Origin of the sequence: Wolbachia endosymbiont of Listronotus oregonensis (genome assembly GCF_031205055.1) — a bacterium.
In the GTDB taxonomy this organism is placed as follows: Bacteria; Pseudomonadota; Alphaproteobacteria; order Rickettsiales; family Anaplasmataceae; genus Wolbachia.
The window spans coordinates 1,299,832-1,312,854 of the sequence record NZ_CP102118.1 but is presented as its reverse complement, the minus strand read 5'-3'; the positions used below and the strand labels follow the sequence as shown (position 1 = coordinate 1,312,854).

The following is a 13,023-nucleotide window of genomic DNA, read 5'->3' as shown; positions in this document are numbered from 1 at the left end:
CAGAATTGGCAATTTTACAAGAAAATATGCCTGTAGAAGACAAAGATTGTAAAAGCGAGGGTTATATAAGTAATGCTTGATAAGTACTTTATGCATGTAATTGTGAAAATCCTTAGAGATACGCTGTGTATATAATCTTCACACACTACCTGCATTCCAAGAACTGCGTGCCAAAAAATGCAAAACAACAATACAACAAAAAATAAAAGCTCTAGAGGGTGATTAATAAATTTTTCACTAAAAGACAAAGAGCTATCAGTATAAAATGCGCAAGAAAATGAATAGATAAACCAAGGAAACAGGAGCAGTAAAATTACTGCAGAAACACGCTGGACCCACCAATGATGTACTGAATTTCCAGATTGACTCATATAAACATAAATAAAAAAGCAATAGTAGAAAGAAGTAGCGTTACTGTCAGCAGTATAGCACTCCTTGAAACGCCAGTAATTTCTAAATTAAGCCCAACATCCCACAATAAATGACGAATACCATTAAGAAAATGATATACAAAACTTACAAAACATAAGACATAAGCTAATTTAGCAACAGGAGTGAATAATAATGCATTTAAGTACCTTACTATAAGTAACTCAGGAAAGTAAACATGTAATATGAAATACCAAGAAAGTATCATTAATAAAAGGAATAGCAAGATACCAGTCAATCTGTGCATAATAGAGAAAAAACTAGTAACTTGTACTTTATATATTTGTAAATGTGGAGAAAGAGGCCTATCACTCATAAAATTTCGTTATTGGGAAATTAAAATAAAGTAGAAGTAAAGACAGCAGTATAGCACATAACAACACCATCATTAAAAATGGTAAGTTATGCGCAAAGCCCAAGGAGGTAATCCAGCTGCAGATTCCCCTACTGCTACCTTGTTACGACTTCACCCCAGTCACCGATCCCACTTTAAATAACTCCCTCCTTGCGGTTAGGTCGTTAGCTTCGAGTGAAACCAATTCCCATGGCGTGACGGGCAGTGTGTACAAGACCCGAGAACGTATTCACCGTGGCATGCTGATCCACGATTACTAGCGATTCCAACTTCATGTACTCGAGTTGCAGAGTACAATCCGAACTGAGATGGCTTTTAAGGGATTAGCTTAGCCTCGCGACTTTGCAGCCCATTGTAGTCACCATTGTAGCACGTGTGTAGCCCACTCCATAAGGGCCATGATGACTTGACATCATCCCCACCTTCCTCCAGTTTATCACTGGCAGTTTCCTTAAAGTCCCCAGCATTACCTGATGGTAACTAAGGATGAGGGTTGCGCTCGTTGCGGGACTTAACCCAACATCTCACGACACGAGCTGACGACAGCCATGCAACACCTGTGTGAAATCCGGCCGAACCGACCCTATCCCTTCGAATAGGTATAATTTCCATGTCAAGGAGTGGTAAGGTTTTTCGCGTTGCATCGAATTAAACCACATGCTCCACCGCTTGTGCGGGTCCCCGTCAATTCCTTTGAGTTTTAATCTTGCGACCGTAGTCCCCAGGCGGAATGTTTAACGCGTTAGCTGTAATACAGAAAGTAAACTTCCCATATTTAACATTCATCGTTTACAGCGTGGACTACCAGGGTATCTAATCCTGTTTGCTCCCCACGCCTTCGCGCCTCAGCGTCAGATTTGAACCAGATAGACGCCTTCGCCACTGGTGTTCCTCCTAATATTTACGAATTTCACCTCTACACTAGGAATTCCTCTATCCTCTTTCAATCTCTAGGTTAGCAGTTTTAAAAGCAGTTCCAAGGTTAAGCCTCGGGATTTCACTTTTAACTTACTAACCAGCCTACGCGCCCTTTACGCCCAATAATTCCGAATAACGCTAGCCCTCTCCGTATTACCGCGGCTGCTGGCACGGAGTTAGCCAGGACTTCTTCTGTGAGTACCGTCATTATCTTCCTCACTAAAAGAGCTTTACAACCCAAAGGCCTTCTTCACTCATGCGGCATGGCTGGATCAGGCTTTCGCCCATTGTCCAATATTCCCCACTGCTGCCTCCCGTAGGAGTCTGGACCGTATCTCAGTTCCAGTGTGGCTGATCATCCTCTCAGATCAGCTATAGATCATTGCCTTGGTAGGCTATTACTCCACCAACTAGCTAATCTAATATAGGCTCATCTAATAGCAATAAATTTTTCCCCCCGTAGGGCGTATACGGTATTAGTTGCCGTTTCCAACAATTATTCCGTACTACTAGGTAGATTCCTATATATTACTCACCCGTCTGCCACTAAGTTATACCATAGCAAGCTACAATATAACTCCGTTCGACTTGCATGTGTTAGGCCTGCCGCCAGCGTTCATTCTGAGCCAGGATCAAACTCTCAAATTTAGACTTCAACCTATAAAAGGTTGAGGGTACATCGGATAAATCCGACAAAAAATAATTTAGCTTAATACTGCTGTCTTTATTTCTACTTTAGAAATATTTTAATCTCCAACTATTCAAACAACTTTGAGAACATTATTATGTGATATAATCACTATGTCAATATGTTTTTGCAAATCAAAAGCATTAATGTATAAATATATAACTATTTGGAATATTACCATGAAAAAATACATCTTTCTGCTTGCACTCGCACCAATGTTAGTTGGCATCACATTATACTTATTGCGCAACATTGATAACACAAAACAATCTATAACTGCGGGTGACAAGTTTTACGAAGTATTATTCTTTAAAAAAGATAATAAGCCGCTGCTAGAAGAAATAGATTCAAATTGGGGGTATTTAGCAAATTTTGAACACGCATTCAATCATATCTCAGATTCAATGCCAACAAACACAGCATCTATTTATAATGATTTGGCAGATGATAAAGATGCTCCTAATGTTTTGCGTGAGTTAGCACAATACTTAGAGGTAATGAGCTTACTTCACTCCAACGGTGAAAAAATAAATAAAGATAAAATTGATAATTTAGAATCAAGTGCAGTGTATCCTTATTCAAGCCAAGAAGCTATCGCTGTAGTAAAGATACATAATAACGACATTAAAGGTGCAACTGAAATATTGCGTTCCCTATTAAATGACAGAAAATGCCCTATCCTAATCAAAGCTAATGCACAAGAACTACTCAGGATATATGGAAGTTAACTCATTAGACTTTTTGTATAGTTTTTGGCAACAACCGTTAGAAACGAAAAAACTTCCTTGACAAACTCCGCCAGCCCCCTTATCATGATAGTGAAGGTATTCAGTTATCTTCATCTGTGCAGATTAAACAGCAAGAAAACAACGTAGTTGGCGTCTTATTTTTAATTTTTTGCACTATGTGCACCTTATGTCTTCACAACATTTCTGGGTTTTTACCTATATAAGCTGAAACGCGCTTATAAGTCGTTTAAGACAGTATAGTACGCCAATTTGCAGGATTAGAGAGTGACAACTAGCTAACACGGGGTTTCTTTTGCCTTTTTTTCTGCTTAGTAAATTTCTTAAACATTTAAACTAAGGTGAGTTGCATTTAAAAGCAGCTAAATTGCAGTGTTTAAGACTTAAAAAACGCCAATACTGAAAATAGACAATGACTAGGGCTTCTTTTGCCTTTTTTTTCGTTTGGTAAATTTCTTAACGTTTGTAGCTAAAAGAGCCCAAGAGAGGTGTCATCCCGCTGCTTGTTAGCGGGATCTATGTTAAGAGATACCGCGAATGAATCGCGGTATGACGGTTCGTGACGGTATGACGGTTCGCGGTGGCATCTCGTCATCCCGCTGCTTGTTAGCGGGATCTATGTTAAGAGATACCGCGAATGAATCGCGGTATGACGTAGGAATGAATCGCGGTATGACGTAGGACTGCTGTCATCCCAGTGCTTGACACTGGGATCCAGTTTTCCATATAATCTCATCGAAAATGTTGTAACCACTTTCTATGCTAGTTTGCTTGCTTACAAGCAAACTTTTCTGGATCCCAGTGTCGGGGCACTGGGATGACATCATTCTTTTTCCTGGATCCAAGTAGTCTGGGCACTGGGATGACAAAAAAGGGGTACTCGGATGACAAAAAAAGGATGCTACTGGAATGACAGGAGAATGGGCTACTTGGATCCTAGAGGGAAGCGTTCGTGCAATTATTGTGCATGAATTTAAATGGCACAACTTATGACAATTATCTTCGCACCAAAACGTTTGTGAGACTCAGTGGTTAGATTTACTTCGCCTATTCAGCTAATTTTTATTACAATTATAACAAAATAATTTTGGCTTTGATGAAAACTGTATATGTATGTCAATCCTGTGGTCATAGCACTGGTAGGTGGGTAGGAAAGTGCATTGCATGTGACAATTGGGATACAGTTGTTGAAGAAATAGCAGTAAAAACGGGCAAAAGAAGTATATCTGCGCCAATTTTAATAAAGGCGTTATCGGGTAGCGAAATTATCACTCCAAGTCGTTTTCTAACAGGAGTAGAAGAATTAGATAGAGTTTTTGGTGGGGGTATCGTTCAAGGTGCTAGCATTCTAATTGGAGGCGAACCTGGTATTGGAAAATCTACCCTTTTGCTTAGAATTGCAGCTAATGTTGTGCAACTTTCCTCTTTTGAATGTCTTTATGTATCTGGCGAGGAATCTTTAGAGCAGGTGAGCCTCAGAGCAAAGCGTCTTAAGATAAATGAACCTAAAATTAAGCTTTTATCTACAGTGTCTTTAACTGATGTAGTAGCAACAATAAAGGAAAATAAAAGCATTAAATTTTTAGTAATTGACTCTATACAAACAATGTATGATAGCAGAATTACATCGGCACCAGGAACTGTAACTCAGGTTCGTACTTGTGCCCATGAATTAACCATTCTTGCAAAACAATATGGTGTTTCTCTTTTAATAGTTGGTCATATAACTAAGGATGGGCAAATAGCTGGACCTAAAACTTTGGAGCATATGGTAGATACGGTATTATATTTTGAAGGTGAAAATAGCAATCAATACCGTATTTTGCGTACTATTAAAAATAGATTTGGCCCTGCAAATGAAATTGGTGTTTTTGAGATGTCTGAAGCAGGACTTGTGCCTGTTGATAATCCATCATCATTGTTTCTGATGGCCCATGACAGAGAAGTAGTTGGCAGCGCCGTATTTGCAGGAATTGAAGGTTCAAGACCAATTTTAATGGAAGTTCAAGCGTTGATAGCAGGGACTAATATGGCAACCCCAAGAAGGGCAGTAGTTGGGTGGGATATTAATCGATTGGCTATGATCATCGCGGTGCTAAATGCTCGCTGTAAAATGTTTTTGCATGATAAAGAGGTATACCTAAACATTGCAGGGGGACTCAAAATACAGGAACCATCGGCTGATCTTGCTGTTGCTGCTTCCCTTATTTCAAGTGTAGTAAATTTACCGCTGCCAACTTCTTCAATAATCTGCGGTGAAGTTGCACTTTCAGGAGAAATTAGGAATGTCTCGCATGCTGATCTTAGACTAAAAGAAGCACAAAAGTTAGGATTCAAAAAAGCAATTATGCCTAAAAATGGTAATTACTCTTCTCATGATATTGAGATAATTAAGCTTGGTCACGTAAGGGAATTAAGAGAAGTCTTTAATTACAATTAAATAACGCTTCAGCAAACTCTTTACTAGTAAACTCCTTTAAGTCCTCTATACTTTCACCAATTCCTATAGCATGTAACTTTACCTTATAAGCTTCTGCAAGTCCAATTACTACTCCGCCCTTAGCGGTGCCATCTAGCTTTGTTATGATTAGCCCGGTAACACTAACCATCTTACTAAATGCCTCTAATTGGCTATAAGCATTTTGGCCGGTAGTTGCATCAAGAACTAAAATAACGTCATGAGGGGCAGTGTCATCCAATTTCTTTATCGTTCTATATATTTTTGATAACTCCTCCATAAGGTTCACATTATTTTGTAGCCTGCCTGCTGTGTCAATTAGAACAACATCAACGTTATCTTTTATAGCTTGACTCACAGCTCTATATGCCACACTTGCAGAGTCGCTACCATGCTCTCCAGTAACAATCAAGCAATCAGAACGTTCTGCCCAAATGTTTAATTGTTCACTAGCAGCAGCTCTAAATGTATCACATGCAACAAGCATAACGGACTTTCCCATCTCCTTATATTTATATGCGAGCTTACCTATAGTTGTGGTTTTACCATTACCATTTACTCCACATACCATTATTATATGTGGTTTTTTGTTCAAAATTAACGGTTGCACAACTGGGCTCAATATAGCTTCTATTTCGTTCATTAACTGCTGCGAGATAATATTATACTCAACTTCCTTGTCAAATTTGATGCTTGTGAGCCTGTCAATAATCAACTTGGAAGTTTTATGACCAATATCCATGCTAATTAGCAATTCTTCTAGCTCATCTAAAAGCGACTGATCTAATTTTTTTTTGCCAGAAAAAATACTTTTCACCCCGTCGCTAAAGCGAGAAGAAGTTTTTAACAAGCCTTTATAAAGGTTACCAAATAAACTCAAGAGAATACTCCTTTTAAATTACAAACTTAATTACAATATAGAGAATGACATGCACTACGTGAATTTGTAAAGTAAATATACTCATTTTCGTAATATTTTGTAAGTAAAATATACACAAAACTAGTGTATTTCACTTTAGTTTTTAACCTAAATATGTTATAATGTAGAATAGCGGTTCACAGGTAATTTTATGAGTTATAATGAGAAAATTTTAGATCATTACGAAAATCCAAGGAATGTTGGCTCTCTGGATAAAAATGATCCAAATGTTGGTACTGGTTTAGTTGGTGCACCATCGTGCGGTGATGTAATGAAATTGCAGATAAAGGTCAATGACAAAGGTGTTATTGAAGATGCAAAATTTAAAACTTTTGGTTGTGGTTCTGCCATTGCTTCAAGTTCCTTGTTAACAGAGATGATAAAGGGAAGAACCATCAGTGACGTTACACAGATAAAGAATACTCAAATAGTGGAAGAGTTGTCTTTACCTCCAGTGAAGATACACTGCTCGGTGCTTGCTGAAGATGCTATAAAGGCTGCTATTCATGATTATCAAAGCAAACAAAGTAAAGGTGGACATTGAGAACTAAAGCATGAGTGAATATCAAGGAGTAAACGCTATAAAGAAAGATAAAAAACTTATTACTATAACTGCGAAAGCAGTAGAAAGGATAAGGTATTTATTGGACCAAAAGAAGCATACTAACCTTGAGAAACCGGAAGAAGCAATAGGAATAAGAGTGCTAATTAAACAAAAAGGATGTTCTGGTTTAAAATATGATATTGAATATGCATATGATACTCGTCCTTTAGAGTCGATAATTGAGGAAAACTGCAGTGATGACCAAAAAGTTAAAGTGTTGATCGATCCAAAATCTGTCATGTTTATTCTTGGCTCTGAAATGGATTATGTAGAAGAAAAATTTTCATCGGGTTTTGTTTTCAAAAATCCTAATGAGAAAGGAAAATGTGGTTGTGGAGAGAGTTTTCATGTCTAGCAGCTATTTTACATTGTTTGAAATTGAACCAACTTTCAATATCAGCTTTGATGAGTTAGAGAAAAAATATATTGAGCTAAGCAGGACTGATATAAACGAAGGACAATCTAAAAATATAATTAATATTAACAAAGCTTATCAGGTGCTAAAGTCACCTCTAAAACGTGCCGAGCATTTGTTGAATCTTTTTGGTGTGGAAAGCCCAAAGGATCATCCAAATTCTGAAATATTAAATGAATCAATGGAAATAAGAGAATATTTGCTGGACTGCGATGATCTACAATTTGCAAGTAGGATGGTTGATGAAAAAATAAAAGATTGCGTTAAAAACCTAATTAACACTTTTGCTGTAAAGAATTTTGATGGAGCTGCTACACAAGTCTTAAGATTGAAATATTTATATAAGTCATTTGAGGAGGTGAAAAAGAATGCAACCAATTCAAATTTCTGAACCAAATTCAAGTGAAGTAGTTTTTGGTATAGATCTTGGCACTACTAACTCTTTAATTGCTATGGTAAATAAAGCTGGCAACGTGGAGATATTTAAAGATGAGCAGGGAAGAGAGCTACTGCCTTCTGTTATTTCGTATGAAAATAATACATTGAAAACTGGCTGTGACGTCGGTCAAAATGCAATCTACTCAATAAAGCGTTTAATGGGTGAAAGTGTTGAAGAATTAAATAAAGAAGGCCTCAATTTTGAAATAGATAACGAAAGTGAAAAAGTTATTAGAGTAAAATGCTCAGAGGAAAAGTATCTTACTCCTGTTGAGATTTCTGCTGAGATATTAAAAGCTTTATGCGAGAGGGTGAAAAAGTCTACAGGAATGGAAGTAAAAAAAGCAGTGATCACTGTGCCAGCTTACTTTGACGATTCAGCACGTAACGCAACTAAATATGCAGCAAAATTAGCTGGCATAGAAGTTCTTCGTCTCGTTAATGAACCAACTGCTGCTGCACTTTCTTACTCCATTGAAAAGAACAACAGCAGCGGAATATATGCAGTTTACGACCTTGGTGGAGGAACATTTGATATTTCAATATTGAAATTACATCAAGGAGTGTTTCAAGTCCTTGCGGTTGGTGGTGATACCAAACTCGGCGGTGATGATTTTGATCATCTTCTGAGTTCAATTGTACTTGATAAGTATAGAGAAAAAGTAGGTTTAAACAAGGAGTCGACAACACACCTTAATGTCATTCCAACACATAACGCTGGAACCTGCAATATCCGTACCGCGAAAGAATACTTAAGTGAAAATGCATCAGGCACTTTTGGCTTTAACATTAACGGCAAGCCATTTGAATGTGAAATAACTAGAGAGAAGTTCGAACAGGCAATAAGTCCTTTAGTTAATAAGACTATCAATATAGTCACTCGTACTATAAGCGACATAGATCTTAAAATTGATGATATAAAAGGAGTAATTTTAGTTGGTGGTGCAACTAGAACACCATTGGTTCAAAATTCACTAGTCAAGCTCTTTGGAAATAAAGTACTGAATGACGTGGATCCAGATAAAGCAGTTGTCATGGGAGCAGCTCTGCAGGCTCATGATTTAACTTCGAGCTCAAAAGATAGGAATATTCTCCTGGATGTTTTACCTTTATCACTTGGCATAGAAACTATGGGAGGCATAGTTGAAAAAATCATACCAAGAAATACACCACTACCAGTTTCAGAGATAAAAGAGTTTACAACTTATGTTGATGGGCAACCAGCAATGAAAATTCACGTTTGTCAGGGAGAACGTGAAATGATCGAGGATAACAAATCTCTAGCGCAGTTTGAACTAAAAGGTATACCGCCACTGCCTGCAGGTTCTGCAAGAGTTGAAATAGAATTTACAGTTAACGTTGACGGGATCTTGACTGTTACTGCAAGAGAAAAAACTACTGGAATTGAGCAGACAGTTAAAGTAAATTCAAGTTTTGGCTTGAGTGAAGCTGATGTTCAAAATATGGTTAACCAGTCAATAAACAGCTTTGATGAAGATATGAAGGCTCGTTCCCTTGCAGGTGCTAAAATTAATGGAAATAAACTCATACACTTGGTTGAAAACAATAATAACCTTTCCACTGATCAAAAGTTGAAAAACCTATTACAAAATGCAAAAAACGCTTTACAAGGCAATGACTTGAATGAAATTAACAACACTATCGCCGAGTTAGAAAATTCTTCTTTAGAGTTATGTGAATTAACAAATAGGTAGAAAAAGCTTACACAACCTTGTGCAATACCCTATTTAATCTCAAAGCAACAGGTAACCTGAAATTAAATGGTAACCAATCGACCTTCCCCAATTTAAACGATAAACCAACTATACTTACACGCCCAATGATATTTTCCATTGGTACAAAACCAACCTCAGGAAACCTGCTATCCAAAGAATTATTTCTGTTGTCTCCCATAACAAAAAATTGATCGTTAGGTACATAATAAACCGTAGTGTTATATGATAGCTTATTAGAAATGTTATCTACCAAAATCTCATGCTCCTTGCCACTTAAAAGCGTTTCTATATATCTTGGTATGTTACGATTTGACTCATAATCAAAAAAACTTTCAATTTGCCTTCGCTCTACTTTCTGATCATTTAGGTATAATTCTCCCTCTATCATTTGCACTTTGTCGCCTGGTGTTCCTATTACTCGCTTAACAAATCGGATACTGTCGTTTCTTGTGGGTTTGAAAACTACTATGTCGCCACGCTTTGGAGGGGTATAAAAAATCCTGCCGCTAAAAATGTTTGGAGAAAATGGAAATGAGTGTTTACTGTAACCGTATGAATATTTACTAGTAAAAATGTAATCCCCTTCAAGTAGGGTGCTTTTCATTGAACCAGAAGGTATATGAAATGGCTCGAATAAAAAACTACGTATTGATAGCGCAATCAACAGTAAAAAAAACAATGAAGATAAAAATCTTCCCGTTCTTATCACCCAGTTTTTGCTTAGTTCTTCCAACTTTTCCAACTTTGTTTTTCTTATAGATTAAGCTTATTATAATACATAAATTAAAAAATGGTAATATGAAATTTTACTTGTGAATGTTATTCCTCTATTCAAAACAATTTTGAAAAGGCGGTTCATTTCTTTCAACGGTGTCATCCAAGTAGCGTGACACATAACTGTACGAACATTGCAATTTGCAGGTGGCAGATGAAAGTAGCTGACACTGAGATCCAGAAAAAGAATGGTGTCATCCAAGTAGCTGACACTGGTTCCTGCAATCTCATCGAAAACGTTGTAACCACTTTCTATGCTAATTTGCTTGTAAGCAACCTGGATCCCAGTGTCGGCTACTTGGATGACACCATTATAGAGTGAACCAGTGTCAGCTACTTTCATGACACCATCTGGATGCAAATTTCCTTAAACGTTCGTAAACTTAAAACTTTACTTTAGGTCAAACTGCTGTATAGTGGCTTTATAGCTTTAGTTTTACAATGAATATACCTAGTATAGAAAATTGTGATCTTCACAATAAAACCGTCTTACTCAGAGTTGACTTCAATGTTCCTATAAAAGATGGAGAAATTCGTGACGTCACTCGTATTTTGAGAGCATTGCCTACTATTGAGTATTTAGTGAATGCAAGTGCAAAGATTATTATTATATCGCATTTCGGACGCCCAAAGGCCAGAGACAATAATCTGTCGCTAAAAAATGTAATTGACACTTTATCGCAGTTACTAAATAAAAAAGTGAAATTCATTGATGATTGCGTTGGTGAAAAAGTGCAAAAAGCAGTGAGTGCTATGGATGCAAGAGATATAATATTACTAGAGAATCTAAGATTTTATAAAGAGGAAGAGCAGAGTGACTCAAATTTTGCCAAACAACTAGCATCTCTAGCGGATATATATGTAAATGATGCATTTTCTTGCTCTCACAGAGCTCACGCTTCTATTTCACGCATTACAGAGTTTTTACCTTCCTACGCGGGATTTTGCTTACAAGATGAGCTAAAGTATCTTGAAAAAGCTGTATCGTTTAAAGCTAAACCTATTACTGCGATAGTTGGGGGAGCCAAAATGTCAACTAAGATAAAAATGCTTATAAAGCTAACAGAAAAGGTTGATTACCTAGTTCTCGGAGGTGCAATTGCTAATAATTTTTTGTTATTTAGCAAAGTAAATATAGGAAAATCTTTCTTTCAAAATGGTGTTGACGACCTTCTACATAATATTGTTGAAACAGCAAATAAAAACAATTGCAAAATAGTTGTGCCAGAAGACGTTCTGGTTGCAGTAAACTCTGATTACAGCACTAGTATTTCAAGAAGAACTGAGTCCATTTTGGACGGTGATATAATTTTGGATATCGGACCACAAACTTTGAGTACAATAAGCAGTATAATAGCAAGCAGTAAGACTCTGCTGTGGAATGGACCTATTGGTGTTTTTGAACATTCAGCTTTTGCAAGTGGTACAATAGGGGTAATGAAAGTCGTAAGTGACTTAACGCACAAAGGAAAGTTAACCAGCATAATAGGGGGAGGTGATAGTCTATCTGCAATAAGCGCTGCAGGCCTTACCGATAAGGATTTTACATATGTTTCCACTGGTGGAGGAGCGTTTTTAAGTTGGCTGGGTGGTGATGAAATGCCGGGAGTTGCTGCTCTGCAAAAATGATTAGATTAAAACTTTTTTAAATTGTTTCTTATAAGCTAGCTTTTTTGTGAACGTGATTATGTCGAAGACAGTTAAACTAATTTTGTGTTTAATAATACCAATAATAGGATTTATTTTTTATATTAAGGATCATTATTTTCACACCAGTTATGTAGAAGAAAATGTTAAGGTCAATTTTGAACCATTTTTCAGTTCACAACCAGGTTATATACCACCGTTTCCAGAATTAACTGACTTCGATAGAGGAGTGTTGAAAGTTTGTGGAGATTGGGGAGCACATCCAGATAAAGAAGATTTCAAAATTTTACTTAGTTGTCCGCAGCATCAAGAAGTAGTGAAAGGAATATATGATAAGCTTGATCATCAAGTGATTACGCCAGATGCGGATTTGGAGTTATTTAAAGATGAACTGGCTAACATTTGGTTTACAAATAGTGAAAGTGAAAAAGAAACTATAGGGTTTGGACATATTTTTTGTGGTGAGCCAAACGATAAATTAGGTGGTATGCATTTTGTAGGTAGATATGTTGAAGCTCAAGAAGATAAATGGGCAGGTGCAATTTGGAATGATAAGTCCCTATGCAATAAATCAGATATTAAGCCACCAGTTTATACATTTGGAATGAAATATTTGGGTAAGGATGGGGAAGTGAAAGTTAAATGCCCAAATGGATACGCATATAACCTTCATGCCGATGATATTTTAATTTCTGCAACTAAGGCGTTCAAGGAATTAGGAAAAGATGGAATGTGCCTATATGAAATGGAAGATGACAATTATCAATCAGTGTTTGTAAGAAAGAATGATGCTATACTCACGTTCTATCCCGACTTAACACCAAAATGTGATGATAAGAGTACTTATTGTAGCTGCAGTAAATCTTAATTTATTTCAGCCAAAGATATATATAGCT

The 13,023-nt window shown here is 36.9% G+C and carries 15 protein-coding genes and 1 rRNA gene; 9 read left to right on the top strand and 7 right to left on the bottom strand.

Annotated features, from left to right (window positions below; genetic code table 11):
* Positions 1-14: 14 nt before the first annotated feature.
* The 3 genes from sdhD to NMD99_RS06660 form a co-directional block, all read right to left on the bottom strand.
* Positions 15-371, bottom strand: coding sequence for a succinate dehydrogenase, hydrophobic membrane anchor protein (gene sdhD, locus NMD99_RS06670; RefSeq protein WP_253309857.1), 357 nt, complete (start codon positions 369-371; stop codon positions 15-17).
* Positions 368-745 (bottom strand): succinate dehydrogenase, cytochrome b556 subunit, encoded by a 378-nt coding sequence (sdhC, locus tag NMD99_RS06665; protein ID WP_253309858.1) that lies wholly within the window; start codon positions 743-745, stop codon positions 368-370. The genes sdhD and sdhC overlap by 4 nt, the downstream gene beginning before the upstream one ends.
* Positions 746-845: 100 nt before the next feature.
* A 16S ribosomal RNA gene (locus tag NMD99_RS06660) occupies positions 846-2,350 on the bottom strand.
* A gap of 153 nt (positions 2,351-2,503) precedes the next feature.
* Between NMD99_RS06660 and NMD99_RS06655 the strand changes: the two genes are divergently transcribed.
* Both NMD99_RS06655 and NMD99_RS06650 read left to right on the top strand, forming a co-directional pair.
* Complete coding sequence (locus NMD99_RS06655) at positions 2,504-3,118, top strand: hypothetical protein (protein ID WP_253309859.1); 615 nt, start codon at positions 2,504-2,506, stop codon at positions 3,116-3,118.
* 567 nt (positions 3,119-3,685) lie between these two features.
* Positions 3,686-3,817, top strand: coding sequence for a hypothetical protein (locus NMD99_RS06650; RefSeq protein ID WP_309165984.1), 132 nt, complete (start codon positions 3,686-3,688; stop codon positions 3,815-3,817).
* 8 nt (positions 3,818-3,825) lie between these two features.
* Here the strand turns inward: NMD99_RS06650 and NMD99_RS06645 are convergent, their stop codons facing one another.
* A complete protein-coding gene (locus NMD99_RS06645; RefSeq protein WP_265016489.1) occupies positions 3,826-4,005 on the bottom strand; it encodes a hypothetical protein in 180 nt (59 codons plus the stop codon).
* A 227-nt stretch (positions 4,006-4,232) separates the two neighbouring features.
* Between NMD99_RS06645 and radA the strand changes: the two genes are divergently transcribed.
* A complete protein-coding gene (radA, locus tag NMD99_RS06640) occupies positions 4,233-5,576 on the top strand; it encodes a DNA repair protein RadA (protein ID WP_265045316.1) in 1,344 nt (447 codons plus the stop codon).
* On the opposite strand, the gene ftsY is transcribed toward radA, so the two are convergent.
* A complete protein-coding gene (ftsY, locus tag NMD99_RS06635) occupies positions 5,563-6,474 on the bottom strand; it encodes a signal recognition particle-docking protein FtsY (protein ID WP_253309540.1) in 912 nt (303 codons plus the stop codon). The two genes, radA and ftsY, sit on opposite strands and share 14 nt — an antisense overlap.
* A 190-nt stretch (positions 6,475-6,664) precedes the next feature.
* On the opposite strand from ftsY, the gene iscU reads away from it, so the two are divergent.
* The 4 genes from iscU to hscA are packed head-to-tail and all read left to right on the top strand — an operon-like array spanning position 6,665 to position 9,685.
* Positions 6,665-7,057: a Fe-S cluster assembly scaffold IscU gene (gene iscU / locus NMD99_RS06630; protein WP_114516867.1), complete on the top strand. Its 393-nt coding sequence runs from the start codon at positions 6,665-6,667 to the stop codon at positions 7,055-7,057.
* Positions 7,058-7,067: 10 nt separating this feature from the next.
* Positions 7,068-7,472, top strand: a complete 405-nt coding sequence (locus NMD99_RS06625; RefSeq protein WP_264328899.1) for a HesB/IscA family protein — start codon at positions 7,068-7,070, stop codon at positions 7,470-7,472.
* Positions 7,465-7,923: an iron-sulfur cluster co-chaperone HscB C-terminal domain-containing protein gene (locus NMD99_RS06620; RefSeq protein WP_253309542.1), complete on the top strand. Its 459-nt coding sequence runs from the start codon at positions 7,465-7,467 to the stop codon at positions 7,921-7,923. The genes NMD99_RS06625 and NMD99_RS06620 overlap by 8 nt, the downstream gene beginning before the upstream one ends.
* Positions 7,901-9,685, top strand: coding sequence for a Fe-S protein assembly chaperone HscA (gene hscA, locus NMD99_RS06615; protein WP_253309543.1), 1,785 nt, complete (start codon positions 7,901-7,903; stop codon positions 9,683-9,685). The genes NMD99_RS06620 and hscA overlap by 23 nt, the downstream gene beginning before the upstream one ends.
* A 7-nt stretch (positions 9,686-9,692) precedes the next feature.
* On the opposite strand, the gene lepB is transcribed toward hscA, so the two are convergent.
* Together lepB and NMD99_RS06605 are read right to left on the bottom strand one after the other, a co-directional pair.
* Entirely contained in the window at positions 9,693-10,439 is a 747-nt protein-coding gene (gene lepB, locus NMD99_RS06610) for a signal peptidase I (protein ID WP_253309972.1), read from the bottom strand.
* Between the two features lie 36 nt (positions 10,440-10,475).
* Complete coding sequence (locus tag NMD99_RS06605; RefSeq protein WP_309165981.1) at positions 10,476-10,841, bottom strand: hypothetical protein; 366 nt, start codon at positions 10,839-10,841, stop codon at positions 10,476-10,478.
* 80 nt (positions 10,842-10,921) lie between these two features.
* Here NMD99_RS06605 and NMD99_RS06600 point away from each other — a divergent pair, with 80 nt between their 5' ends.
* Together NMD99_RS06600 and NMD99_RS06595 are read left to right on the top strand one after the other, a co-directional pair.
* Positions 10,922-12,109, top strand: coding sequence for a phosphoglycerate kinase (locus NMD99_RS06600; RefSeq protein ID WP_265016494.1), 1,188 nt, complete (start codon positions 10,922-10,924; stop codon positions 12,107-12,109).
* A 58-nt stretch (positions 12,110-12,167) separates the two neighbouring features.
* A complete protein-coding gene (locus NMD99_RS06595) occupies positions 12,168-12,995 on the top strand; it encodes an EndoU domain-containing protein (RefSeq protein WP_253309545.1) in 828 nt (275 codons plus the stop codon).
* Positions 12,996-13,023 lie beyond the last annotated feature (28 nt).